Annotated in this window: 22 protein-coding genes and 1 pseudogene; 12 read left to right on the top strand and 11 right to left on the bottom strand. The window is 70.3% G+C overall.

All coding sequences use genetic code 11. The annotated features are described in order from the left end of the window. Nucleotides 1-11: 11 nt before the first annotated feature. From OG252_RS17770 to OG252_RS17755, 4 genes are all read left to right on the top strand, one after another. Nucleotides 12-929, top strand: a complete 918-nt coding sequence (locus OG252_RS17770; RefSeq protein ID WP_266433775.1) for a F0F1 ATP synthase subunit gamma — start codon at nucleotides 12-14, stop codon at nucleotides 927-929. Continuing rightward, entirely contained in the window at nucleotides 929-2,365 is a 1,437-nt protein-coding gene (atpD, locus tag OG252_RS17765; RefSeq protein WP_266433773.1) for a F0F1 ATP synthase subunit beta, read from the top strand. Before OG252_RS17770 ends, atpD begins: the two co-directional genes overlap by 1 nt. A 116-nt stretch (nucleotides 2,366-2,481) precedes the next feature. Beyond that, complete coding sequence (locus OG252_RS17760; RefSeq protein ID WP_266433771.1) at nucleotides 2,482-2,856, top strand: F0F1 ATP synthase subunit epsilon; 375 nt, start codon at nucleotides 2,482-2,484, stop codon at nucleotides 2,854-2,856. A 142-nt stretch (nucleotides 2,857-2,998) separates the two neighbouring features. After that, complete coding sequence (locus OG252_RS17755; RefSeq protein ID WP_266433768.1) at nucleotides 2,999-3,445, top strand: DUF2550 domain-containing protein; 447 nt, start codon at nucleotides 2,999-3,001, stop codon at nucleotides 3,443-3,445. Nucleotides 3,446-3,450: 5 nt separating this feature from the next. Here the strand turns inward: OG252_RS17755 and OG252_RS17750 are convergent, their stop codons facing one another. The 3 genes from OG252_RS17750 to OG252_RS17740 all read right to left on the bottom strand — a co-directional run bounded on the left by OG252_RS17750 (nucleotide 3,451) and on the right by OG252_RS17740 (nucleotide 7,213). Further along, complete coding sequence (locus OG252_RS17750) at nucleotides 3,451-5,274, bottom strand: glycoside hydrolase family 18 chitinase (RefSeq protein WP_266433766.1); 1,824 nt, start codon at nucleotides 5,272-5,274, stop codon at nucleotides 3,451-3,453. Nucleotides 5,275-5,390: 116 nt separating this feature from the next. Beyond that, nucleotides 5,391-6,041, bottom strand: a complete 651-nt coding sequence (locus OG252_RS17745; protein ID WP_266433763.1) for a response regulator — start codon at nucleotides 6,039-6,041, stop codon at nucleotides 5,391-5,393. Next, the gene (locus OG252_RS17740; protein ID WP_329337177.1) at nucleotides 6,038-7,213 is read right to left on the bottom strand and encodes a sensor histidine kinase; all 1,176 of its coding nucleotides are present in this window, start codon (nucleotides 7,211-7,213) and stop codon (nucleotides 6,038-6,040) included. Before OG252_RS17740 ends, OG252_RS17745 begins: the two co-directional genes overlap by 4 nt. A 152-nt stretch (nucleotides 7,214-7,365) precedes the next feature. Between OG252_RS17740 and OG252_RS17735 the strand changes: the two genes are divergently transcribed. Both OG252_RS17735 and OG252_RS17730 read left to right on the top strand, forming a co-directional pair. After that, nucleotides 7,366-7,953 (top strand): hypothetical protein, encoded by a 588-nt coding sequence (locus OG252_RS17735; RefSeq protein WP_329337175.1) that lies wholly within the window; start codon nucleotides 7,366-7,368, stop codon nucleotides 7,951-7,953. Further along, on the top strand, nucleotides 7,950-8,141 hold the full coding sequence (locus OG252_RS17730; RefSeq protein ID WP_329337173.1) for a DUF5708 family protein: 192 nt from the start codon (nucleotides 7,950-7,952) through the stop codon (nucleotides 8,139-8,141). Before OG252_RS17735 ends, OG252_RS17730 begins: the two co-directional genes overlap by 4 nt. Nucleotides 8,142-8,253: 112 nt before the next feature. Here the strand turns inward: OG252_RS17730 and OG252_RS17720 are convergent. The 4 genes and pseudogenes from OG252_RS17720 to OG252_RS17705 all read right to left on the bottom strand — a co-directional run. After that, nucleotides 8,254-8,319: pseudogene (locus OG252_RS17720) on the bottom strand (cob(I)yrinic acid a,c-diamide adenosyltransferase); the annotation flags it as partial. A gap of 282 nt (nucleotides 8,320-8,601) precedes the next feature. Further along, nucleotides 8,602-9,174: a cob(I)yrinic acid a,c-diamide adenosyltransferase gene (locus OG252_RS17715; protein ID WP_266433755.1), complete on the bottom strand. Its 573-nt coding sequence runs from the start codon at nucleotides 9,172-9,174 to the stop codon at nucleotides 8,602-8,604. A gap of 13 nt (nucleotides 9,175-9,187) precedes the next feature. Next, a complete protein-coding gene (locus tag OG252_RS17710) occupies nucleotides 9,188-9,937 on the bottom strand; it encodes an ABC transporter permease (protein WP_266433753.1) in 750 nt (249 codons plus the stop codon). Nucleotides 9,938-9,967: 30 nt separating this feature from the next. Continuing rightward, nucleotides 9,968-10,750, bottom strand: a complete 783-nt coding sequence (locus OG252_RS17705) for an ABC transporter ATP-binding protein (protein ID WP_266433751.1) — start codon at nucleotides 10,748-10,750, stop codon at nucleotides 9,968-9,970. Nucleotides 10,751-10,830: 80 nt separating this feature from the next. On the opposite strand from OG252_RS17705, the gene OG252_RS17700 reads away from it, so the two are divergent. The 4 genes from OG252_RS17700 to OG252_RS17685 all read left to right on the top strand — a co-directional run bounded on the left by OG252_RS17700 (nucleotide 10,831) and on the right by OG252_RS17685 (nucleotide 15,802). Continuing rightward, nucleotides 10,831-11,472: a TetR/AcrR family transcriptional regulator gene (locus OG252_RS17700; RefSeq protein WP_329337169.1), complete on the top strand. Its 642-nt coding sequence runs from the start codon at nucleotides 10,831-10,833 to the stop codon at nucleotides 11,470-11,472. A gap of 144 nt (nucleotides 11,473-11,616) precedes the next feature. Then, complete coding sequence (locus OG252_RS17695) at nucleotides 11,617-12,465, top strand: 3-hydroxyacyl-CoA dehydrogenase family protein (protein WP_329337168.1); 849 nt, start codon at nucleotides 11,617-11,619, stop codon at nucleotides 12,463-12,465. Between the two features lie 151 nt (nucleotides 12,466-12,616). Beyond that, complete coding sequence (locus tag OG252_RS17690; protein WP_266433745.1) at nucleotides 12,617-12,940, top strand: STAS domain-containing protein; 324 nt, start codon at nucleotides 12,617-12,619, stop codon at nucleotides 12,938-12,940. 255 nt (nucleotides 12,941-13,195) lie between these two features. After that, the gene (locus tag OG252_RS17685; RefSeq protein ID WP_329337165.1) at nucleotides 13,196-15,802 is read left to right on the top strand and encodes an ATP-binding protein; all 2,607 of its coding nucleotides are present in this window, start codon (nucleotides 13,196-13,198) and stop codon (nucleotides 15,800-15,802) included. Nucleotides 15,803-15,948: 146 nt separating this feature from the next. Here OG252_RS17685 and nucS read toward each other — a convergent pair whose 3' ends face one another. Next, nucleotides 15,949-16,620 (bottom strand): endonuclease NucS, encoded by a 672-nt coding sequence (gene nucS / locus OG252_RS17680; protein ID WP_329337162.1) that lies wholly within the window; start codon nucleotides 16,618-16,620, stop codon nucleotides 15,949-15,951. Between the two features lie 244 nt (nucleotides 16,621-16,864). On the opposite strand from nucS, the gene OG252_RS17675 reads away from it, so the two are divergent. After that, a complete protein-coding gene (locus tag OG252_RS17675; RefSeq protein ID WP_266433739.1) occupies nucleotides 16,865-17,257 on the top strand; it encodes an SCO5389 family protein in 393 nt (130 codons plus the stop codon). A 99-nt stretch (nucleotides 17,258-17,356) separates the two neighbouring features. Here the strand turns inward: OG252_RS17675 and OG252_RS17670 are convergent, their stop codons facing one another. Then, on the bottom strand, nucleotides 17,357-18,385 hold the full coding sequence (locus OG252_RS17670) for an LLM class flavin-dependent oxidoreductase (protein WP_266433738.1): 1,029 nt from the start codon (nucleotides 18,383-18,385) through the stop codon (nucleotides 17,357-17,359). 222 nt (nucleotides 18,386-18,607) lie between these two features. Between OG252_RS17670 and OG252_RS17665 the strand changes: the two genes are divergently transcribed. Further along, nucleotides 18,608-18,949, top strand: coding sequence for an ATP/GTP-binding protein (locus tag OG252_RS17665; protein ID WP_329337159.1), 342 nt, complete (start codon nucleotides 18,608-18,610; stop codon nucleotides 18,947-18,949). 34 nt (nucleotides 18,950-18,983) lie between these two features. Here OG252_RS17665 and OG252_RS17660 read toward each other — a convergent pair whose 3' ends face one another. After that, complete coding sequence (locus OG252_RS17660) at nucleotides 18,984-19,856, bottom strand: ABC transporter permease subunit (RefSeq protein ID WP_266433734.1); 873 nt, start codon at nucleotides 19,854-19,856, stop codon at nucleotides 18,984-18,986. Further along, entirely contained in the window at nucleotides 19,853-21,169 is a 1,317-nt protein-coding gene (locus OG252_RS17655; protein WP_329337156.1) for an ABC transporter ATP-binding protein, read from the bottom strand. The genes OG252_RS17660 and OG252_RS17655 overlap by 4 nt, the downstream gene beginning before the upstream one ends. Between the last annotated feature and the right edge of the window lie 135 nt (nucleotides 21,170-21,304).

The raw sequence follows: 21,304 nt of genomic DNA, 5'->3' as shown, positions 1-21,304 counted from the left end.
GGACCTGACTCATGGGAGCCCAGCTCCGGGTCTACAAGCGTCGCATCAAATCCGTCACCGCGACCAAGAAGATCACCAAGGCGATGGAGATGATCGCCGCCTCGCGCGTCGTCAAGGCGCAGCGCAAGGTGGCGGCCTCCACGCCGTACGCGACCGAGCTCACCCGCGCGGTCACGGCGGTCGGAACCGGGTCGAACACCAGGCATCCGCTGACCACGGAGGCGGAGACGGCGACCCGTTCCGCGGTGCTGCTCCTCACGAGTGACCGTGGACTGGCCGGCGCCTTCAACTCCAACGCCATCAAGGCGGCGGAGCAGTTGACCGCCCGTCTCGAGGCCGAGGGCAAGGAGGTCGACATGTACATCGTCGGCCGCCGCGGTCTGGCCCACTACAACTTCCGTGAGCGCAAGGTCGCGGAGTCGTGGTCGGGCTTCACCGACCAGCCCTCGTACGCGGACGCGAAGAAGGTCGCGGTTCCGCTCATCGAGGCCATCGAGAAGGAGACGGCGGACGGCGGCGTGGACGAACTCCACATCGTCTACACCGAGTTCGTCTCGATGATGACGCAGACGGCGCTCGACAGCCGCCTGCTGCCGCTGCGTCTCGAAGAGGTCGCGGAGGAGTCGCACGCCAAGGGCGAGATCCTTCCGCTGTACGACTTCGAGCCGTCGGCGGAGGACGTCCTCGACGCCCTCCTGCCGCGGTACGTCGAGAGCCGTATCTACAACGCGCTGCTCCAGTCGGCCGCCTCCAAGCACGCCGCCACCCGCCGTGCGATGAAGTCGGCCACCGACAACGCGGGAGACCTGATCACCAGCCTCTCCCGACTTGCCAACGCGGCCCGCCAGGCCGAAATCACCCAGGAAATCAGCGAGATCGTCGGTGGCTCCGCAGCCCTGGCCGACGCGACCGCGGGGAGTGACAGGTAATGACGACGACAGTTGAGACGGCCGTTGCCACGGGCCGCGTCGCCCGGGTCATCGGCCCGGTCGTCGACGTGGAATTCCCCGTCGACGCCATGCCGGAGATCTACAACGCCCTTCACGTCGAGGTGGCCGACCCGGCCAACGCCGGCGAGAAGAAGGTACTGACCCTGGAGGTCGCCCAGCACCTGGGTGACGGCCTGGTCCGCACCATTTCGATGCAGCCCACCGACGGCCTGGTCCGCCAGGCCACGGTGACCGACACCGGCTCGGGCATCAGTGTCCCGGTCGGCGACTTCACCAAGGGCAAGGTGTTCAACACCCTCGGTGAGGTGCTGAACAGCGACGAGCAGTACGAGGGCGACCGCTGGTCCATCCACCGCAAGGCGCCCGCGTTCGACCAGCTCGAGTCCAAGACCGAGATGTTCGAGACCGGCCTGAAGGTCGTCGACCTTCTCACCCCGTACGTCAAGGGTGGAAAGATCGGTCTGTTCGGTGGTGCCGGTGTCGGCAAGACCGTGCTGATCCAGGAAATGATCATGCGTGTCGCCAACCTCCACGAGGGCGTCTCCGTCTTCGCGGGCGTCGGTGAGCGCACCCGTGAGGGCAACGACCTCATCGCGGAGATGGAAGAGTCCGGCGTTCTGGACAAGACCGCCCTTGTCTTCGGTCAGATGGACGAGCCCCCGGGCACCCGTCTGCGCGTGGCCCTGGCCGGTCTGACCATGGCGGAGTACTTCCGCGATGTGCAGAAGCAGGACGTGCTGTTCTTCATCGACAACATCTTCCGCTTCACCCAGGCCGGTTCCGAGGTGTCCACCCTGCTCGGCCGTATGCCGTCCGCGGTGGGTTACCAGCCGAACCTGGCCGACGAGATGGGCCAGCTCCAGGAGCGGATCACCTCGACGCGTGGTCACTCGATCACCTCGATGCAGGCGATCTACGTCCCCGCGGACGACCTGACCGACCCGGCCCCGGCCACCACCTTCGCCCACCTCGACGCGACGACGGTTCTGTCCCGTCCGATCTCCGAGAAGGGCATCTACCCGGCCGTGGACCCGCTGGACTCCACGTCCCGGATCCTGGACCCGCGCTACATCGCGCAGGAGCACTACGACTGCGCCATGCGCGTCAAGACGATCCTGCAGAAGTACAAGGACCTCCAGGACATCATCGCGATCCTCGGTATCGACGAGCTGGGCGAGGAGGACAAGCTCGTCGTCCACCGTGCCCGTCGCGTGGAGCGCTTCCTGTCCCAGAACACCCACGCCGCCAAGCAGTTCACCGGCGTCGACGGGTCGGACGTTCCGCTGGAGGAGTCGATCAGGGCCTTCAACGCGATCTGCGACGGCGAGTACGACCACTTCCCGGAGCAGGCGTTCTTCATGTGCGGTGGTCTTGAGGACCTCAAGAAGAACGCCAAGGAGCTCGGCGTCTCCTGAACTCGGACCATTGAGTTCGTCTGAGGGGGCGGGCGCGTCCCGCCCCCTCAGCCACGCCTACTAGACTTGTAACCAACACCCGGCAGAACCGCCGGGTGGTGACCCGAGGAGCCACCTTGGCTGCTGAGCTGCACGTCGCGCTGGTCGCGGCCGACCGAGAGGTCTGGTCCGGCGAGGCCACCCTGGTCGTCGCGCGCACCACGTCCGGCGACATCGGCGTCATGCCCGGTCACCAGCCGCTGCTCGGTGTGCTGGAGTCGGGCCCGGTGACCATCCGTACGAGTGACGGTGGAACGGTCGTCGCCGCGGTGCACGGCGGTTTCATCTCGTTCGCCGACAACAAGCTGTCGCTGCTGGCCGAGATCGCCGAGCTCTCGGACGAGATCGACGTCCAGCGCGCGGAGCGCGAGCTCGAGCGCGCGAAGGCGGAGGGCGACGCCCACGCCGAGCGTCGTGCGGACGTACGTCTGCGTGCGGCGGCGGCGCGCTGAACCCAGCGCGGATGCGATGACGTCACTCAGCCGCGGCCGGCACCGGAGCAATCCGGAGCCGACCGCGGCTGAGGCAGATATGGATGTTTTTTCCGTTCCGTTACCTGTTTCGGGTACTTAGGAGACGAGGAGGTCGGTGTCGATGGTCCTCGCTCTGACTGTGTGCGGAATCGTCGTGGCCCTGGTGGTCCTGGGGCTGTTCGTCTTCGGCCTGCGCCGCAGACTCATCCAGCGCTCCGGCGGCACGTTCGACTGTTCCCTGCGCTGGGACGTCCCCGAGAAAACGGACACCAGCGGCAAGGGCTGGAGCTACGGCGTCGCCCGCTACAACAGTGACCGTGTCGAGTGGTACCGCGTCTTCTCCTACGCCTACCGCCCGCGCCGCGTCCTGGAGCGTTCCTCGATCGAGGTGGCCGGCCGTCGCCTCCCCGAGGGCGAGGAGGAGCTGGCGCTGCTCTCCGACGCGATCATCCTCACCTGTCTGCACCGGGGCACGCGTCTCGAACTCGCCATGAGCGAAGACGCGCTGACCGGTTTCCTCGCGTGGCTGGAGGCAGCCCCGCCCGGTCAGCGCGTCAATGTGGCCTGACGGCCTTACTGCAGGCCGCTGTTGATGGCGCTCACCAGCTCGCCGTTGCCGGTGTCACCGCTGAACTCCCAGAAGAACGCGCCGCCAAGGCCCTGGTTCTTGGCCCAGGTCATCTTTCCGGCGATCGTCGCGGGAGTGTCGTAGGACCACCAGTTGGTGCCGCAGTGCGCGTACGCCGTGCCCGCGACGGTGCCGGTGGCGGGGCAGGACGTCTTGAGGACCTTGTAGTCCTCGATGCCCGCCTCGTAGGTGCCGGGGGCCGCGCCGGTCGCCGTGCCGCCGGGGGCGGACTGGGTGACGCCGGTCCAGCCGCGGCCGTAGAAGCCGATGCCGAGCAGGAGCTTGGCGGACGGGACGCCCTTCGACTTCAGCTTGGCGATCGCGTCGGCGGAGTTGAATCCCGCAGTCGGGATGCCGGAGTACGAGGTGAGCGGCGAGTGCGGGGCGGTGGGGCCGTCCGCGTCGAAGGCGCCGAAGTAGTCGTACGTCATCACGTTGTACCAGTCCAGGTACTGGGCGGCGCCTCCGTAGTCGGCCGCGTCGATCTTGCCGCCGGCGGAGCCGTCGGCGGTGATGGCGGCGGTGACCAGGTAGTTCGAGCCGAACGACGAACGCAGGCCCTGCATCAGGTTCTTGAAGGCCGCGGGCCCTGACGTGTCACAGGTCAGGCCGCAGGCGTTGGGGTACTCCCAGTCGATGTCGATGCCGTCGAACACGTCGGCCCAGCGCGGGTCCTCGACGACGGCCTTGCAGGAGGCGGCGAAGGCGGCGGGGTTGGCCGCGGCCTGGGCGAAGCCGCCGGAGTAGGTCCAGCCGCCGAAGGAGTACAGCACCTTGATGTGCGGGTACTTGGCCTTGAGCTGGCGGAGCTGGTTGAAGTTGCCGCGCAGCGGCTGGTCCCAGGTGTCGGCGGTGCCGCTGACGGACTGGTCGGCGGTGTACGCCTTGTCGTAGGCGGCGTAGGTGTCGTCGACGACGCACTTGCCGTCCTTGACGTTGCCGAAGGCGTAGTTGATGTGCGTGATCTTCGCGGCCGAGCCCGAGGTCACCAGGTTCTTGACGTGGTAGTTGCGGCCGTAGACGCCCCACTCGGTGAAGTAGCCGAGCTTGACCTTGTTGCCGGTGGGCGGCGGGTCGGTGGTGCCGCCGGTCGTGCGCACGGCGACCGCGCCGCTGACCGGGCCGGTCTGGTCGGCGGTGTCGCGGGCCTGGACGGAGTAGGAGTAGGACGTGCCGGCGGTCAGGCCGGTGTTCGTGTACGAGGTCGTCGTCACGGTGGCGATCTTCGCACCGTCGCGCAGGACGTCGTAGTTCTTGACGCCCTTGTCGTCGGTGGCCGCGCTCCAGGCCAGCTTCACCGAGGTGTTGGTGACGTCGGAGGCGGTGGGGGTGCCGGGGGCGGAGGGCGCCGCGTCGCCGGGGACGGTGGTGCCGTCACAGCTGCCGCCGTTGAGCTTGCAGCCCGCGGGGGAGCCGGAACCGGTGCCGTTGAAGCCGAAGGAGACGGAGGCGCCGGGGGCGAGGGTGCCGTTCCAGGACTTGTTCTTGGCGGTCCAGTGGGTGCCGGACGAGGTGACGTCGGCGTCCCAGGCGGAGGTGACGGACGTCCCGGAGGGGAAGTCCCACTCGACGGTCCAGGAGCTGAGGGACGTGGTGCCGGTGTTCTTCACCGTCCACTTGCCCTCGAATCCGGTGCCCCAGTCGGAGGCCTTGGTGTAGGTGGCGGTGGCGGACGTCGCGGCCTGGGCGGGGCTCGCGAGGCCGACCAGGCCGGCGAAGGGGAGCATCAGTGTCGCGAACGCTGCCGCGGCTCTGTGTCTGAAGCGCATGCTGCGCCTCCTCGGGGGTTGGGGGCGCGACTGAGCCTTCACGCCCACGGTGCCGCGAGAATAGAAAGGTCTGGACCATCGGTCAATAGGTCTGGACCACTAGTCCTGCTGTTGGGTCAGATCCCCAACTCCTGCGCCAGTACGGCGGCTTGGACCCGGCTGCGCAGCTCCAGCTTGCCCAGCAGTCGGCTGACGTGCGTCTTCACCGTGGCCTCGGCCATGTCGAGGCGGCTCGCGATGTCCGCGTTGGGCAGGCCCTCGCCGAGGCAGGACAGCACTTCGCGTTCGCGGCGGGTGAGGGTGCCGAGGACCGCCGGGTCGGCTCCCGGCGCCCGTACCGGCTTCGCCGCGAACTCGGCGATCAGGCGCCGGGTGACGGCCGGGGCGATGAGGCCCTCGCCGCGGGCCACCGTGCGGACGGCTTCGACGAGGTCCTTGGCCTCCGTGTTCTTCAGGAGGAACCCGGCGGCTCCCGCCCGCAGTGCGCCGAAGACGTACTCGTCCAGGTCGAACGTGGTCAGCACCAGCACGTCGGCGAGTCCCTCCGCGACGACCTGCCGGGTTGCCGACACCCCGTCAAGGCGCGGCATCTGAATGTCCATCAGGACCAGGTCCGGCCGTAGTTCGCGGGCCAGTGCCACCGCCTGCTCGCCGTCCGCGGCCTCGCCCACCACCTCGATGTCGGCGGCGCTGCGCAGGATGAGGACGAGTCCGGCCCGGACGGCGGACTGGTCCTCGGCGACGAGGACCCGGACGGCTCGGCTCATGCGGAGTCTCCTTCGGTGACTTCGGTGACCTCGGTGACGGGAAGCGTGGCGCGTACGGTCCACAACGGGCCCTCGGGACCGGCCTCGAACGTGCCGCCCAGCAGCTCCGTCCGCTCCCGCATGCCGACCAGCCCGGCGCCCGAGCCCGGTGCGCGCGGCCCGTCCCGGTCGCCGTACGGGCTGGTGACCGCGACGGTGAGCGAGCCGTCCAGCTGGGCGAGCGCCACGGTGACGCGGCCGGGGCAGGCGTGCTTGAGGGCGTTGGTGAGGGACTCCTGGACGATGCGGTACGCGGCGAGCTCGACCGGCGTGGGCAGCGGGCCGTATGCGGTGTCGAGGGCGACATCGAGGCCGTTGGCGCGGGCGCCGTCGACGAGGGAACCGAGACCGTCGAGCGTCGGGGCCGCGGCCGGTTCGAGGTCGCCGCTGCTGTCGCGCAGGATGCCGATGAGCCGCCGCATCTCGGCCAGTCCCTCGACGCTGTTCTCGCGGATGACGCCGAGCGCGTCCCGGGAGGTCACGGGGTCGTCCAGGGAGAGCGCGGCCGTGGAGTGGATGGCGATCGCGGAGAGATGGCCCGCGACCATGTCGTGCAGCTCCCGGGCCATCCGGGAACGCTCGGCGACGACCGCCTGGGAGCGGTCCATCTCGGCGAGCAGCGCGGTCTGTTCGGCCCGCAGCCGGGCCGTCTCGGCGGCGTCGCGGTGGGAGCGGACGAGCGCGCCGGTGGCGGCCGGGGCGAACGACACCACGCCGGTCACGAACCCGATCAGCAGCGCCTCCGGCACCCGCCACCAGGCCACGAACCCGATGGTCACGGCCACGGTGACCAGGCCGGTGGTGACGGGCAGGCGGCGGGCGGCCGACGGGCTGCCGTAGAGGGCGGCCGCGTACATCAGGTCCGTGTACATCGTGACCGTGACGATGTTGCCGCGGGTGAACTGGTCGGCGATCAGCATGACGGTCCCGATGGACAGCGCCAGCTGGGGCCTGGTCCGGCGCATCAGCTCCAGGACCGACATCACGGCGAGCGGCGCCAGCACCCACGCTCCGGGGAGGGCCCGCCCGGGGTTGGAATACAGGCCGAGCGCCCAGACCAGCACACCGCACAGCAGTCCGGTGACGGCGACACACACGTCGAAGCGGTGCGGGCGGGGCAGTCGCAGGGCCATGACTCCATCCAACACGGCCCGCCTGCCGGACGCCTGATTCCCGGGAAGGGTCCCGAACTGCATCTTTCGATGTACCGCGACCTCGTCACCGCCGACGACGATTCCGCCGGATCGCACCGGGAGCCTGGAAGGGTGACCGAGAGGAGCGAACCGTGATCGTCGCGTTGATCATCGCCTGCGAGGTCGGCTTCTGGGTGCTGCTGGCGCTCGGCCTGGCAGTCCGCTACCTGCTGAAGCGGCCCCGGACGAGCGTGGTGCTGCTGCTGTGCGAGCCGGTCCTGGAGCTGGTCCTGTTCGTCGTCACGGCGATCGACCTCAAGAACGGCGCCGAACCGAGCTGGGAGCACGGCCTGGCCGCGCTCTACATCGGCTTCACCGTCGCCTACGGCCACTACACGATCCGCTGGCTCGACGGCCACGCCGCGCACCGCCTGGGCGGCGCGCCGAAGCCCGTGGGCCCCCCGCGGTACGGCATGCCGCGGGCCCGGCACGAGGGCCGCCTGTGGCTGCGTACGCTCCTGGCCGCGGCGGTGGCGTGCGCCCTGCTCCAGGGGGCGGTCTGGTACGTCGGCGACTCCGGCGACGTCTCGTCCCTGCGGTCCTTCCAGTGGGCCGCGCTCAGGGCCGCCGGTATCCACGGCCTGGTCGCGCTGGCCTACCTGATCTGGCCGAAGAAGGCGCCGGCCGGGACCGAGGACGAGCAGCCGTTCACCTCCCCGAAGGAGAGTGCCCGCCGATGAGCCAGGCGTCGAAGAACCTGCTGGAAGGCGCCGCCACCTTCGCGGTCGGCCTGGTGCTGTGGCTGTTCACCGGGGGAGTGGAGGTCCCGGTCATCACCCTGACGAAGGTCGGCGTGGTGATGATGTGCGTCGGTGGCGTGCTCGTCGCCACGGGGCTGTACCGCACGGCACGCCCCCGCTCGCGCTAGCGTTCGCCGCCCGGCACCCACAGGACGTCTCCCACGTCCTTGTTCGCCGTCCGCGCCAGGATGCTGCATGTTCCGGGGGCAACCCCCGGACCCCCGGCCGGGGCGGGTTGCCTCAGCGCTCCCCGCCGGGCACCCACAGGACGTCTCCCACGTTCTTGTTCGCCGTCCGCGCCAGGATGCTGCATGTTCCGGGGGCAACCCCCGGACCCCCGGCCGGGGCGGGTTGCCTCAGGGTTCGCCGCCGGGGACCCACAGGACGTCTCCCACGTTCTTGTTCGCCGTCCGCGCCAGGATGCTGCATGTTCCGGGGGCAACGCCCGGACCCCCGGCCGGGGCGGGTTGCCTCAGGGTTCGCCGCCGGGGACCCACAGGACGTCTCCCACGTTCTTGTTCGCCGTCCGCGCCAGGATGCTGCATGTTCCGGGGGCAACGCCCGGACCCCCGGCCGGGGCGGGTTGCCTCAGCGTTCGCCGCCCGGCACCCACAGGACGTCTCCCACCTCCTTGTTCGCCGTCCGCGCCAGGATGAACAGGAGGTCGGACAGCCGGTTGAGGTAGGTCGCGGTGAGGGGGTTCATCACCTCGCCGTGTACTTCCATCGCCGCCCAGGTCGACCGCTCGGCCCGGCGTACGACCGTGCAGGCCTGGTGGAGGAGGGCCGCGCCCGGGGTTCCCCCCGGCAGGATGAAGGAGCGGAGCTTCTCCAGCTGTTCGTTGAAGCGGTCGCAGTCCGCCTCCAGCTTGTCGATGTAGAACTGCTCGACCCGCAGCGGCGGGAACTCCGGCTTCTCCACCACCGGCGTCGACAGGTCCGCACCCACGTCGAACAGATCGTTCTGGACGCGGGTGAGGACCGTGACGATCTCCTCGTCCAGGTTGCCCAGCGCGATCGCCGTTCCGACCACCGCGTTCGCCTCGTTGGCGTCCGCGTACGCGGAGATCCGCGGGTCGGTCTTGGCGACCCTGCTCATGTCGCCGAGGGCGGTGGTGCCCTTGTCGCCGGTCCTGGTGTAGATGCGCGTCAGCTTGACCATGAGGTCAGAGTAGTTACGCGCCCGACGTCCGGAAGACCCGTGTGCCCACCGTCACGGACAGCGCGACAAGGCCGACGGCCACCAGGACGCCGTACAGCATGGCCGTCGAGGTGTACGAGCCGACGTACGCGTCCCGCACCGCGTCCACCAGGTAGCGGAACGGCATGAAGTGCGAGAGGACGTCCAGCCAGCCCGGCGCCAGCGTCATCGGCAGCATCAGGCCGGACAGCAGCATGGACGGCATGCTCACGGCGTTGATCAAGGGGCCGAACTCCCCCGGGGTGCGGACCCTCATCGCCAGCGCGTACGACAGCGAGCCGAGGGAGACCGTCAGCAACGCGACGAACGCGAAGCCGATCAGCACGCCCGTCAGGGGCGCGCGCAGGCCCATCACCACCGCGGCCAGCACCAGCAGCACCGCCTGGAAGACGAACACCGTGGCGTCGCGCAGCACGCGGCCCAGGAGGAGGGCCAGGCGGCTGACGGGCGTGACCCGCATGCGCTCGACCACGCCCTGGCCGTTCTCGATGATGACCGAGAAGCCCGCGAACGACGCCCCGAACAAGCCGAGTTGGAGCAGCAGCCCGGGAACCAGCAGCTGCCAGGAGCTGCCGCGCTCGCCCAATGGCAGACCGGTCAGCAGCGGGCCGAAGAACACCAGGTACAGCAGCGGCATCAGCACGCCGAAGAGCAGCGCGAAGCGGGAGCGGAGGGACTGGCGGAGGTAGCGGCCGTAGATGAGGGCCGTGTCGTGGAGCAGCATCTCTCGGGATTCCTATGCGGCTGGGGATTCTTATACGGCTACAGGGGCGGCGTCGGCCGGGGCGGGACCGCGGCCGGTGATCGCGAGGAACGTGTCCTGCAGGGACGCGTCGATCGAGCCGCCGTACCGCAGCTTCAGCGCGCTCGGGGTGCCCTCCGCCACGACCACGCCCTGGTCGACGACGACCAGGCGGTCGGAGAGGGCGTCGGCCTCGTCGAGGTAGTGGGTGGTCAGGAAGACGGTCGTGCCGTGCTCGTCGCGCAGTCGGCGGACCAGGTCCCACAGGTCGGCGCGGCTGCCGGGGTCGAGGCCCGTCGTCGGCTCGTCGAGGAAGAGGACCTTGGGGCGGTGGGTGAGCGCCATGGCGATGTCCAGGCGCCTGCGCTGCCCGCCGGAGAGCGCGCCGGCCTTGCGGCCGAGGAGACCGGTCAGGTCCAGATCGCGAGCCAACTCCTCGGTGCGCCGCACGGCCTGATCCTTGGTCAGGCGATAGAGGCGTCCTTGGGTGACCAGCTCCTCCCGCACGCTGATCTGCGGGTCGACGCCCCCCGACTGCGCCACGTAGCCGCACGCCCGCCGCACTCCGCCCGGGTCGGTCGCCAGATCGCAGCCGGCGACGGTGGCCGCGCCGCCGGTGGGCGCCAACAGCGTGGTCAGCATGCGCAGGGTCGTGGTCTTCCCGGCGCCGTTCGGGCCCAGGAAGCCGAGGATCTCCCCTTCGCGGACGGTCAGGTCCACGCCGCGCACGGCCTCCACCGGGCCGAGTTTCGTCTGGAAGGTACGGGCCAGACCGGCGGTACTGATGATTGCCATGACCCCAGAAAAACAGAGTCCCTTAAATTTTGCAACGGCCCCAAAATTTGAGGGAGCCCAAGAACGGTTAGGATCCGGGCATGGCAGAGGGACTCAGGGAGCGGAAGAAGCGCGAGACGAGGCAGCGCATCTCGGACATCGCGACGGGGCTGTTCCTGGAGCACGGCTTCATGACGGTGACCATCGCGGACGTGGCCGAGGCGGCCGACGTCTCCGTGAACACCGTCTACAACTACTTCCCGACCAAGGAGGATCTCTTCCTCGATCGCAGCAAGGGCGTCGTGGGCCGGCTCTCGCGCTGGGTGCGCGCCCGTGACGTGGGCGAGTCGGCGGCCGCGGCCGTGCTGCGGGAACTGCGCGACGAGGTCGAGGCGGTCTCGCCCCGGGTCGGCCTGATGGAAGGCTACGAACGGTTCATGCGGGTCATCCACGACTCGCCCCCGCTCCGTTCCCGGCTCTGGAGCATCCAGCAGGAGGTCCAGGAGAACCTGGAGGCGACCCTGCGCGAGGAGACGGGCGCCGCGACCGACGACCCGATCCCCACCCTGATGGCCGGTCAGATCAACTGGGTCCATCACGCGGTCATGGGTGTCATCGGCCGCGAGATGGTCGCAGGGCGCAATCCGGACGAAGTGTCACGAGAGGTGCTCGTCCTTCTCGACCACATCGAGGAGCTGTTGAGCGAGAACGTGCTCAACTACGCCGTCCGTGGCGAGCGCTGAGCCGGGCCGGTGTGATGTCCGTCAGATGAGACGTGACGCGCATTACTTACCGGTCACACAGCCCCTCACCTTCGCTAGGGTCCGCCGGAGAGGCAATTTGAACAGCGTGTGAGCGCTTGTGTGCAGTCAAAGGGGAGTCGCACAGTGGCACGGAAGCTTGCCGTCATCGGCGCCGGCCTGATGGGTTCCGGGATCGCCCAGGTCTCCGCGCAGGCGGGCTGGGACGTCGTCCTGCGCGATGTCACCGACGAGGCACTCAAACGCGGCACCGACGGCATCAAGGCTTCGTACGACAAGTTCGTGAGCAAGGGCAGGCTCGAGGCGCACGACGCCGACGCCGCCCTCGCCCGGATCACCGCGACCACCGACCTGGACGCCGTCGCCGACGCCGACATCGTCGTCGAGGCCGTCTTCGAGAAGCTCGAAGTCAAGCACGAGATCTTCCGTGCCCTCGACAAGATCGTCCGCCATGACGCCGTCCTCGCCTCCAACACCTCCGCCATCCCGATCACCAAGATCGCGGCCGGGACGGGGCGCCCGGAGCGGGTCGTCGGTACGCACTTCTTCTCGCCGGTCCCGATGATGCAGCTCTGCGAGCTGGTGCGCGGCTACAAGACGAGCGACGAGACCCTCGCGACCGCGCGGGAGTTCGCCGAGTCCGTCGGCAAGACGTGCATCGTCGTCAACCGGGACGTGGCCGGGTTCGTGACGACCCGTCTCATCTCGGCGCTCGTCGTCGAGGCCGCCAAGCTGTACGAGTCGGGCGTGGCCACCGCCGAGGACATCGACCTCGCCTGCAAGCTTGGCTTCGGCCACGCCATGGGACCGCTCGCCACGGCGGACCTCACCGGCGTCGACATCCTCCTGCACGCCACCAGCAACATCTACACCGAATCCCAGGACGAGAAGTTCGCCCCGCCGGAGCTGATGCGCCGGATGGTTGACGCCGGTGACATCGGGCGCAAGAGCGGGCAGGGCTTCTACAAGCACTGAAACCGCACACGCCCCTGGGGCATCACACCCATGGGTGAATTCGGTATCGGTTCGCTTACAGACGGCAACCTCTGGCCGCCCAACGCAGTCAGAGGTTGCATCACCGGCCTTTCACTTCCGCGGAGCACAAGACGACGCACGGGGAGCGCATATGTACATCAGGGGCGACCACGCCGAGCTGGTCGTCGGGGGCCGCCTCGACGTCCGCAGCGCGGCGGACGCCCGTACGGTCCTGCACACGGCCGTCGACGACGGAGTCGGCGATCTCGTGCTGGACCTGTCCGAGCTGGACTCCTGGGACGCCACCGGCCTCGGGGTGATCATGGGGGCACACCGGCGCGCCGGCCGCTGCGGGCGCCGGCTCGTGCTGCGCGGCGTACCGCTGCAGATGCAGCGCCTGCTGGTCGCCACCAGACTGCACCGGATCCTCGCCATCGAGGGCGGCATCGGCGTGGAGGCACTGCCCCGGGTGTGACGCCCGGTACCGACGGGGCCAGGCGGCCGGACGTTCCGGCTGCGAACAACACGACGCGCGCAATCCTCACGAGACTGTGACGTCTCGGACGGCGCGGGACCCCGGGCTGTCGTAGATACTGTGCGAAGGTTTAGGGTTCGGTCGCCCGCCGCTGATTTCCCTCTGGCGGGCCCGGACCAGAAGCGACAGCGCGGTGTGCAACAGGCCGGGAGGGGCCGGATCTGGCACACGACGCTTTTGGGGGGCTTGAAACCTATGGACCCGAACAGCCGGGAGCCCGAGGAGTACGGCCACGACGGTGACGCCCATGCGTCCAGCCGACGTCCGCCGAGGGATCCCCTCGCATCCGATTTCGCACAGCACACGCCCGCGCTCGCCCGCACCGTGCAGCTCGTCGCGGGCGACTACCTGCTCACCGTCAACCCCGTCGACGGCAGCGAGATAGAGGCCTGCCCGCCGGGCGAGCGCCCCGGCCGTCCCGAGAAGCTCGGTCCGGCCGAACGCGCCGAGGTCGCCCGCGCGGCCAGACCGCCGGTCCCGCCCGGACCGGCCCAGCCCGAGCTGCCGCTCCTGGCCCGCCAGGAGGAGCGCGAGCGGCTGGTACGGCTGCTCGCCCGCGGCCGCTCCGTACGCCTCACCGGCCCGGCCGGCTCCGGCCGCACCAGCCTCCTCGACGTGGTCGCCGAGGACTGCGCGGACCTCGCCCCCGATGGCGTCGTCCGCCTCAGCGGCTTCCACCGCACGTCGAGCGACCTGCTCCACGACCTCTTCTACGCCGTCCACAACGCGCCCCTGCACCGCCCGGACCGGGACGAACTGCTCTCCTACGTCCGTGAGATCGGCGCGGTCGTCGTCCTCGACGACGTCGAGTTCGGCGGCGCCGCCCTGGACGAGCTGCTGGACGCCACACCCGAGTGCGCCTTCCTGGTAGCGGCCACGCCCGACGTGCCCGCCCCGTCCGCCGACTCCGCGCTCGAAGAGGTCTTCCTCGGCGGCCTGGAGCGCGCCGACGGCGTGGAGCTCCTGGAGCGTGCCGTCGGCCGCGTCCTCACGGAGGAGGAGGCCAACTGGGCCGGAGATCTCTGGTTTGAGTCCGAGGGCCTTCCCCTGCGGTTCGTGCAGGCCGGGGCGCTGCTGCGGCAGCGCGAGCGGCAGCGGGCCGGAGCCGGTGCCGTCGACGAGTTCGGCGTCTTCGCGGACGTCACACCGGTCGACGCGCCCTTCGACGCACCGTTCGACGCGCCCTTCGACACCTCCTCGGACTCGTCCACCGACCCGGACGAGCGCGAGCACGTACCGCTGCCCGCGCTCGGCGAGGCCGCCGCGCCCGCCCCGCTGCTCGCCGCCCGGCTCAGCGACTCGGCGCGCGCCACCCTGCGGTTCGCCGTAGCGCTCGGCGGCGAGGTGCCGCACCAGGCGCACCTGCCCGCCCTGGTCGGCGACACCCACGCGGACGCCGCCCTCGGTGAACTGGCCTCCTGCGGCCTGGTCTCCCCGGTCGGCTCCCGCTTCCGCCTCGCCGCCGGCGTCCAGACCCAGCTGGAGGCCGCCGGATACGGCGACGACATCGAGGCGCAGGCCCGCACCGCCGCCCAGCACTACGCCTGGTGGGCCGGACACCCCTCGGTCACCCCGGAGCGGGTGTGCGCCGAGGCGGACGCCGTGCTCGCCGCCCTCGGACTGCTCGTGCCGGGGACGACCCCGCCCGCCGAGGACGAGGAGAGCGTCACCGTGCTACTGGCCCGCACGGCGGCACCGGCGTTCGCCGCGGGCGGGCACTGGAGTGCCTGGGAGCGGGCGCTGCGTTCCGGGGCGGAGGCCTCCCGGCTCGCCGGGGACGTGTCGGAACAGGCCTATTTCCACCACGAGTTGGGCATCCTCGCGCTCTGCGGGGGACAGCTCGACCGGGCGCGCGCCGAACTGGAGTCGTCCATCGGCCTGCGCGGCGCCCTCGCCGACAAGCGCGGCGCCGTCGCGGGACGCCGCGCCCTCGCCCTGGTCGCCGACCGCTCGGGCACCGTGCCCGGCCTCGCCGCGATGGCGGGGGAGGAGGTGCCGGACGCCCGGTACGAGGAGTCGCAGTCGCCTCCCGGCGGCGTCCCGGCGGCGTTCCCGCAGCTTCAGCGGCCCGCGGACAGTTCCACACTGGTCACCTACCAGGCGTCGTCCCCGTCGTCCTCCGCGCCCCGGTCCAACGGGGCCGCCGGGTCGTCCCCGGCGTCGCACAAGGCCCGGGGCGGCCTCAAGGGCCTCGCCAAGCGCAATCTCGTGGCGGCCGGGGCGGGCGCGCTCCTCGTGGCCGTGCTCGGCACGGTGGTGACGCTCGGGGCGACCTCCGAGAACGACGCCAACAACCCGTCCGACCAGGTCGGCGTCAACCCGTCGGCCAGCCAGGGCCTGAACGACGGCAGTCTGGGCGCGGACGTGCCGAAGAACGACGACGGCTCCGGCGACACCGGCGCGGCGACCAGCCGGCCGACGGACCCGGGCCCCGACGGCACGTACGGCACCTCCGACGACCCGACGCCCACGGAAGCGGCCGAGCCGTCCGACCGGCCGAGCGGGACGCAGGGGTCGAGCAGCGGATCGTCGACGCCGTCCAGGCCGACGACTCCGCCGCCGTCCTCGTCCAAGCCGCCGACGTCGCCTTCGAAGCCGCCGACGACTTCGACTTCCCCGTCAACGCCGCCGACGACTTCGACGTCTCCGTCTCCGTCTACGTCGCCGACGCCCACGACCAGCCCGTCGACCTCCGACTCGGCCAGCGGCCCGGCATCCTCACCGGTGGAGTCCAGCAGCTCCGCCGGCGCCCCGCAGTCCAGCGAGGCGGGCACGCCGAGCAGCTCGGGGTCGGTGATCTGACGCCCGTACAGGCGCAGACGCAGACACAGGCACAGACACAGGCACAGCGCGGAAGGGCCCGGTCCGAGGAAACGGACCGGGCCCTTCACGTCGTAGCGGAAGTCGAGGAAGCCGAGGAGGTCGAGGAAGTCGTAGACGGATGACCGTCAGAACAACCGCAGCTTGTCGTCCTCGATCCCCCGCAGGGCGTTGTAGTCGAGGACCGTGCAGCCGATGCCGCGGTCCGTGGCGAGGACGCGGGCCTGCGGCTTGATCTCCTGGGCGGCGAAGACGCCGCGGACCGGGGCGAGATGGGGATCGCGGTTCAACAACTCGAGGTAGCGGGTGAGTTGCTCGACTCCGTCGATCTCGCCGCGCCGCTTGATCTCCACCGCGACGGTCTGGCCGGCCGCGTCCCGGCACAGGATGTCGACCGGGCCGATGGCCGTCATGTACTCGCGGCGGATGAGCGTGTAGCCCTCGCCGAGGGTCTCGATGCGGTCGGCGAGGAGCTCTTGGAGGTGTGCTTCCACGCCGTCCTTGATCAGGCCGGGATCCACGCCCAGTTCGTGCGAGGAGTCGTGGAGAACTTCCTCCATCGTGATGATGAGCTTCTCGCCCGCCTTGTTGATGACGGTCCAGACGCCTTCCTCCTCGCCGGAACCCTCCTTCAGCGTGCAGGGCGGCGACATCCAGTTCAGGGGCTTGTAGGCCCGGTCGTCCGCGTGAATCGAGACGCTGCCGTCCGCCTTCACCAGGATGAGACGGGGGGCGGAGGGGAGGTGGGCGGTGAGCCGGCCGGCGTAGTCGACGGAGCACCGGGCGATGACGAGACGCATGGTCGGCAACGCTACTCGACGGGCCCCAGTGCACGCGATTCGGCCCGGAACATACCTGTTCGGTTGTGGCCGATTGTGTGCCTAATGAGGTCTCCGCATGTACGCATTCTCCTGGTGCCGTCACCGTCCGTTGCTTACCGTAGTAAACGGGAGGTCGCGAGTTGTGTACGCAGCGTGCTCGGTATCGCGAGCTCCCTTTATTGTCCGGCAACCCCTGTTGACCGGGGGTGCGAGAGGAGAACCCATGTCGCTCGACGTCTCACCGGCCCTACTCGAACAGGCCGAGCGAGGCGAGGTCGACGAAGCTGCCTTCGTCGACTGCGTCCGGACCTCCCTGCCCTACGCATGGGAGATGATCAGCTCCCTGGTGGCCCAGCTGAAGGTCGACGGCGGAGCGTTCGCCGACAACCAGACGCCCCCGCCGGACGAGCAGGCACGCGGTCAGCTGCTGCGTGCGCTTGCGAGTGACGCGATACGCGGCGCGCTGCAACGGCACTTCGGGGTACGGCTGGCGTTCCAGAACTGCCACCGGGTGGCGGTGTTCCCGTTGGACTCCTCCGTCGACGAGACGCTGGCCCGCTTCACCTCGGCACGCAACCAGCTGCTGAACCAGTCCCCGGAACTGCGGGACTGCTGACGCGGTGAGCCGCTTGCTTGCCGCTCCGTACGCGGGAGGTGCATTTCGTACCGGGGCGGCAAGCTCCTCGCCGGACAGGCCGGTTGACGACGGTCGGGTTCAGCCGAGCTGCGGGATGACCTCGCCGCCCAGCCGCCGGATGTTCTCCTCGGTGGCCGCCAGGTCTCCCGAGCCCTCCGTGAGCAGGGCGAACCGGGTGACGCCGGTCCGCTCGCTGGTCGCCGCCAGCCGGTCGGCGCACAGTCGCGAGGTGCCCACCGGGTGCAGTCCGCAGAGCAGTTCGGTGTACGCCAGCGGGTCGCGCATCGAACGCTCGCGGCCGTCCACCGTGACATGGGCGCCGAGACCCTGCTTCAGCCAGCCCGGCATCGCCTTCGTCAGCGTCTCCACCGCGTCCGTACGCCGGTCCGCGATCTGGCAGACGCCGGCCGACACATGGCCCGCGCCGAGGACCTCCTCCGGCGAACGCCCCGCCGCCCGCGCGAGCCTGCGCCACAGGGCGACCATCTCGGCCTTCTCCTCGTCCCCCACGTGCATCCCGAGGAGCATCGGCAGCCCGCGCTCGGCGGCCAGCCGCACGCTCGCCGGGGAGGTGCACGCGACGACGACCTCGGGGCCCGAGGCCTCCGTCAGCGCCTCCGACGGCCTCGGTACGACAGGGACCTCGCGGAAGGTGAACCGCTCGCCGGCGGCCGCGACCGAGGGTTCGCGCAGCCAGCGCACCAGCAGATCGAGTGATTCCGGGAACCCCGACTCGTACGCCTCCAGGCCCGCGCCGAACACCTCCAGGTCGACCCACGGTCCGCCGCGCCCCACGCCCAGCGAGAAGCGCCCGCCACTCGTCAGATGCAGCAGCGCGGCCTGTTCGCCGAGCGCCACGGGGTGGGTGGTGGGCAGCACGCTGACGGCGGTGCCGACCCGGATGCGGCGGGTGCGGCCGAGCAGTAAAGCCGCCAGCGTGACCGCGGACGGACAGGTGCCGTACGGCACGAAGTGGTGCTCGGCCAGCCAGACCGCGTCCAGGCCGGCCTCCTCCGCGACCTCGGCCGAGCGGACCGCGCGGTGCAGCGCCTCCCCCTGGCCCTGCCCCGGGAACTGGGCCGCCAACACGAAACTTCCTACGTGCATCGCATTTCCTGCTTCCTTGGCTCCGACGCGGAGCTCCCCCACCCGGCATAACCGTCTGACACGTGCCGAGGACACGGCCTGGCGAAGAGATTTGCGGATTGTCTGCAGAATGGGGTGCGGTGGAGGGGGACTTGTGGGGGTTGGTTCCCTACGCGTACCCCCGTCCGTGCCGCGTAGGCTGGACACAGCCCGTGCTCCCTGTATAGCCCCGTGAGGTGTCCCGTGTCCCCGCGTCGCAACCGACCCAAGGGAGCTGGTTCGTCAGGCTCGTCCGGCCGGAGCGCCGAGGACGACCGTACCGGCCGCTACGGCGGCTTCCAGTCCGCCGAGGACTGGCAGGGTGACGAGTGGAGCGTGCGTCATGTGGCCGGGGCGAGCGCCCAGGGGAAGGCGTACCGCTGCCCGGGCTGCGAGCAGTTGATCCCGGACGGCGTTCCGCACGTCGTGGCCTGGCCCGCGCACTCGGGCGTCGACGAGCGCCGCCACTGGCACAAGGCGTGCTGGAACGCGAAGGACCGCCGCACCACGCGGGTGCAGCGGTCCCGTAACGCGCCGAGGTTCTGAGCGCCCCGTTGCCGGCGTGGCCTATCGGCGTGGCCTACACGTCCCGCTTCTCCAGCAGCGCGAAGGCGCCGGCGAACGCGGCGGCCGTGACGCCGAGGGCGATCCACAGCGGGTCCCAGCCGGACGGGCCCGTCTCGGTGAGGGAGTTGGAGTAGAAGACGCTGAGCTGGTTCGGGATGGAGTACTCGAACAGGGCCTGGCGCAGGTCCTCCAGCGAGGCCGAGAACATGAACAGCGCGATGACCAGCGGGGCCAGCACCAGGCCGATCATGATGGTGATCGCGCCCGCCGAGTGCCGGATGATCGAGCCGACCACCAGCGAGAGCAGGCCGAGCAGCGCGATGTAGAACGAGATGCCGACCGTGCCCTTCAGCCACTCCTGGGCGGAGGGCTCCTTGGCGCCCTCCAGCATGGCGACGTCCGCCAGGGCGACCAGCAGGGCCGACACCAGCGTCACCACGAACGCGACCGAGAAGAACACGATCGCCTTCGCCGCGAGGACCCGGCCGCGCGAGGGGCACGCCACCATGGTGGTCCGGATCATGCCGGTGCCGTACTCCGAGGCGGTGGTCATCACGCCGAGCGTGATGACGCACATGCTGCCGAGGAGCAGTCCGAAGAAGCCGAACGACAGCGGGTTCTCGCCCGCCAGGCTCTCCTCGCCCGAGTTCGCGGCGACCAGCGCGCCGGCCGCGAGTCCGATGCCGATGACGAGCAGCACGAACACGCCGAGCGTCCACATCGTGGAGCGCACCGAGCGGATCTTCGTCCACTCGGAGGCGATCGCGTGCCCGAGGTGCGTGCGCACCACCGGGATCGGCGAGGTGTACGTGGGGTACGACGGTCCGGACGACGCCTGCCAGGTGGTGGGCGCGGCCTGCGGCATCTGGGGCTGCGGGGTGCTCATCGGGCGTCCTCGGGCTTGTTCGGGTCGGCGGCAGGGGCGGAGGAGGCGGGGGCAGGGGCTCCCGGGGCAGGCGCGGCGGCCGAGGGCTGTCCTTGCGGTGCCTGGGGTGCCTGGGGTGCCTGCGGGGCTTGCGGTGCCTGGGGAGCGTACGGGGCCTGCGGGGCGTACGGGTTGGGTGCACCGGCGCCGGGGCCCGGAGCGGCGCCCGGAGCGCCGTACGGGCCCGCGGGCGGCTGTCCCTGGGGCATCTGCTGCTGCCCCTGCGGCATGGAGAACGGCTGCCCGCCCTGCTGGGGCGGCGGCGGGGCGTACCAGCCCGGCTGGCCCTGCCCCGGTACCGGCATCGGCGGCTGCACGCCCGGCGGCAGCGGCTGCTGGAGCCCGGACTTCTGGTCGATGGTCGAGCGGTAGTCGACGGCGCCCTGCGTCATCCGCATGTACGCCTCCTCCAGCGAGGCCTGGTGCGGCGACAGCTCCCACAGGCGTACGTCGGTGTCGTGCGCGATGTCGCTGATGCGCGGCAGCGGCAGTCCCGTCACGCGCAGCGCCCCGTCCTGCTCCGGCATCACGTGCGCGCCCGCCTCGGTGAGCGCGGACGACAGCTTCTCGCGCAGCTGCGGGTCGGTCTCCGGCGTACGGACGCGCGCGAAGTCGGCCGAGTTGGCCGAGATGAAGTCCTTGATGTTCATGTCGGCGAGCAGCTGCCCGCGCCCGATCACGATCAGGTGATCGGCGGTCACCGCCATCTCGCTCATGAGGTGCGAGGAGACGAAGACCGTACGGCCCTCCGCCGCGAGCGCCTTCATGAGGTTGCGCACCCACAGGATGCCCTCGGGGTCGAGCCCGTTGACCGGCTCGTCGAACAGCAGCACCTGCGGGTCGCCGAGCAGCGCCGCGGCGATGCCGAGCCGCTGCCCCATGCCGAGCGAGAAGCCCTTGGAGCGCTTCCTGGCCACGTCCTGGAGGCCGACCACACCGAGCACCTCGTCGACCCGCCGGGCCGGGATGCCGGACAGCTGGGCCAGGCACAGCAGGTGGTTGCGGGCGGCCCGGCCGCCGTGCACGGCCTTGGCGTCGAGCAGCGCGCCGACCTGCCGCGGCGCGTTCGGCAGCCTGCGGTACGGATAGCCGCCGATCGTCACCTGCCCCGAGGTGGGGTTGTCCAGGCCGAGGATCATCCGCATCGTCGTCGACTTGCCCGAGCCGTTGGGCCCGAGGAATCCGGTGACGGCACCGGGCCGCACCTGGAAGGAAAGGTTGTACACAGCGGTCTTGTCGCCGTAGCGCTTGGTCAGGCCGACTGCCTCGATCATGCTCCGCACCCATCGCAAGGTTCAGGACAGCGGGGCACACGCCCCCCGTAAGGGTTAGGAGCTTATCGGGGCGCTGACGGTTCCGCTCAAATGAAAGCAAAGCCCAGAGCCCTGGCTTGGGGCCTGGGCGGCGGA

Origin of the sequence: Streptomyces sp. NBC_01352 (assembly GCF_036237295.1) — a bacterium.
GTDB lineage: Bacteria > Actinomycetota > Actinomycetes > Streptomycetales > Streptomycetaceae > Streptomyces > Streptomyces plumbiresistens.
The sequence above is the reverse complement of the archived record's forward strand: the minus strand, read 5'-3'. Positions and strand labels throughout refer to the sequence as shown.

Excerpts from the sequence above, each read along its gene's own strand:
- OG252_RS17740 (WP_329337177.1), bottom strand. The coding sequence starts at position 7,213 with ATGGCCCTGCGACTGCCCCGCCCGCACCGCTTCGACGTGTGTGTCGCC.
- OG252_RS17675 (WP_266433739.1), top strand. The coding sequence starts at position 16,865 with ATGTCGCTCGACGTCTCACCGGCCCTACTCGAACAGGCCGAGCGAGGC.
- OG252_RS17710 (WP_266433753.1), bottom strand. The coding sequence starts at position 9,937 with ATGCTGCTCCACGACACGGCCCTCATCTACGGCCGCTACCTCCGCCAG.
- OG252_RS17730 (WP_329337173.1), top strand. The coding sequence starts at position 7,950 with ATGAGCCAGGCGTCGAAGAACCTGCTGGAAGGCGCCGCCACCTTCGCG.
- OG252_RS17770 (WP_266433775.1), top strand. The coding sequence starts at position 12 with ATGGGAGCCCAGCTCCGGGTCTACAAGCGTCGCATCAAATCCGTCACC.
- OG252_RS17655 (WP_329337156.1), bottom strand. The coding sequence starts at position 21,169 with ATGATCGAGGCAGTCGGCCTGACCAAGCGCTACGGCGACAAGACCGCT.
- OG252_RS17745 (WP_266433763.1), bottom strand. The coding sequence starts at position 6,041 with ATGAGCCGAGCCGTCCGGGTCCTCGTCGCCGAGGACCAGTCCGCCGTC.
- OG252_RS17715 (WP_266433755.1), bottom strand. The coding sequence starts at position 9,174 with ATGGTCAAGCTGACGCGCATCTACACCAGGACCGGCGACAAGGGCACC.
- OG252_RS17670 (WP_266433738.1), bottom strand. The coding sequence starts at position 18,385 with ATGCACGTAGGAAGTTTCGTGTTGGCGGCCCAGTTCCCGGGGCAGGGC.
- OG252_RS17755 (WP_266433768.1), top strand. The coding sequence starts at position 2,999 with ATGGTCCTCGCTCTGACTGTGTGCGGAATCGTCGTGGCCCTGGTGGTC.
- OG252_RS17705 (WP_266433751.1), bottom strand. The coding sequence starts at position 10,750 with ATGGCAATCATCAGTACCGCCGGTCTGGCCCGTACCTTCCAGACGAAA.
- atpD (WP_266433773.1), top strand. The coding sequence starts at position 929 with ATGACGACGACAGTTGAGACGGCCGTTGCCACGGGCCGCGTCGCCCGG.
- OG252_RS17700 (WP_329337169.1), top strand. The coding sequence starts at position 10,831 with ATGGCAGAGGGACTCAGGGAGCGGAAGAAGCGCGAGACGAGGCAGCGC.
- nucS (WP_329337162.1), bottom strand. The coding sequence starts at position 16,620 with ATGCGTCTCGTCATCGCCCGGTGCTCCGTCGACTACGCCGGCCGGCTC.
- OG252_RS17685 (WP_329337165.1), top strand. The coding sequence starts at position 13,196 with ATGGACCCGAACAGCCGGGAGCCCGAGGAGTACGGCCACGACGGTGAC.
- OG252_RS17690 (WP_266433745.1), top strand. The coding sequence starts at position 12,617 with ATGTACATCAGGGGCGACCACGCCGAGCTGGTCGTCGGGGGCCGCCTC.
- OG252_RS17750 (WP_266433766.1), bottom strand. The coding sequence starts at position 5,274 with ATGCGCTTCAGACACAGAGCCGCGGCAGCGTTCGCGACACTGATGCTC.
- OG252_RS17660 (WP_266433734.1), bottom strand. The coding sequence starts at position 19,856 with ATGAGCACCCCGCAGCCCCAGATGCCGCAGGCCGCGCCCACCACCTGG.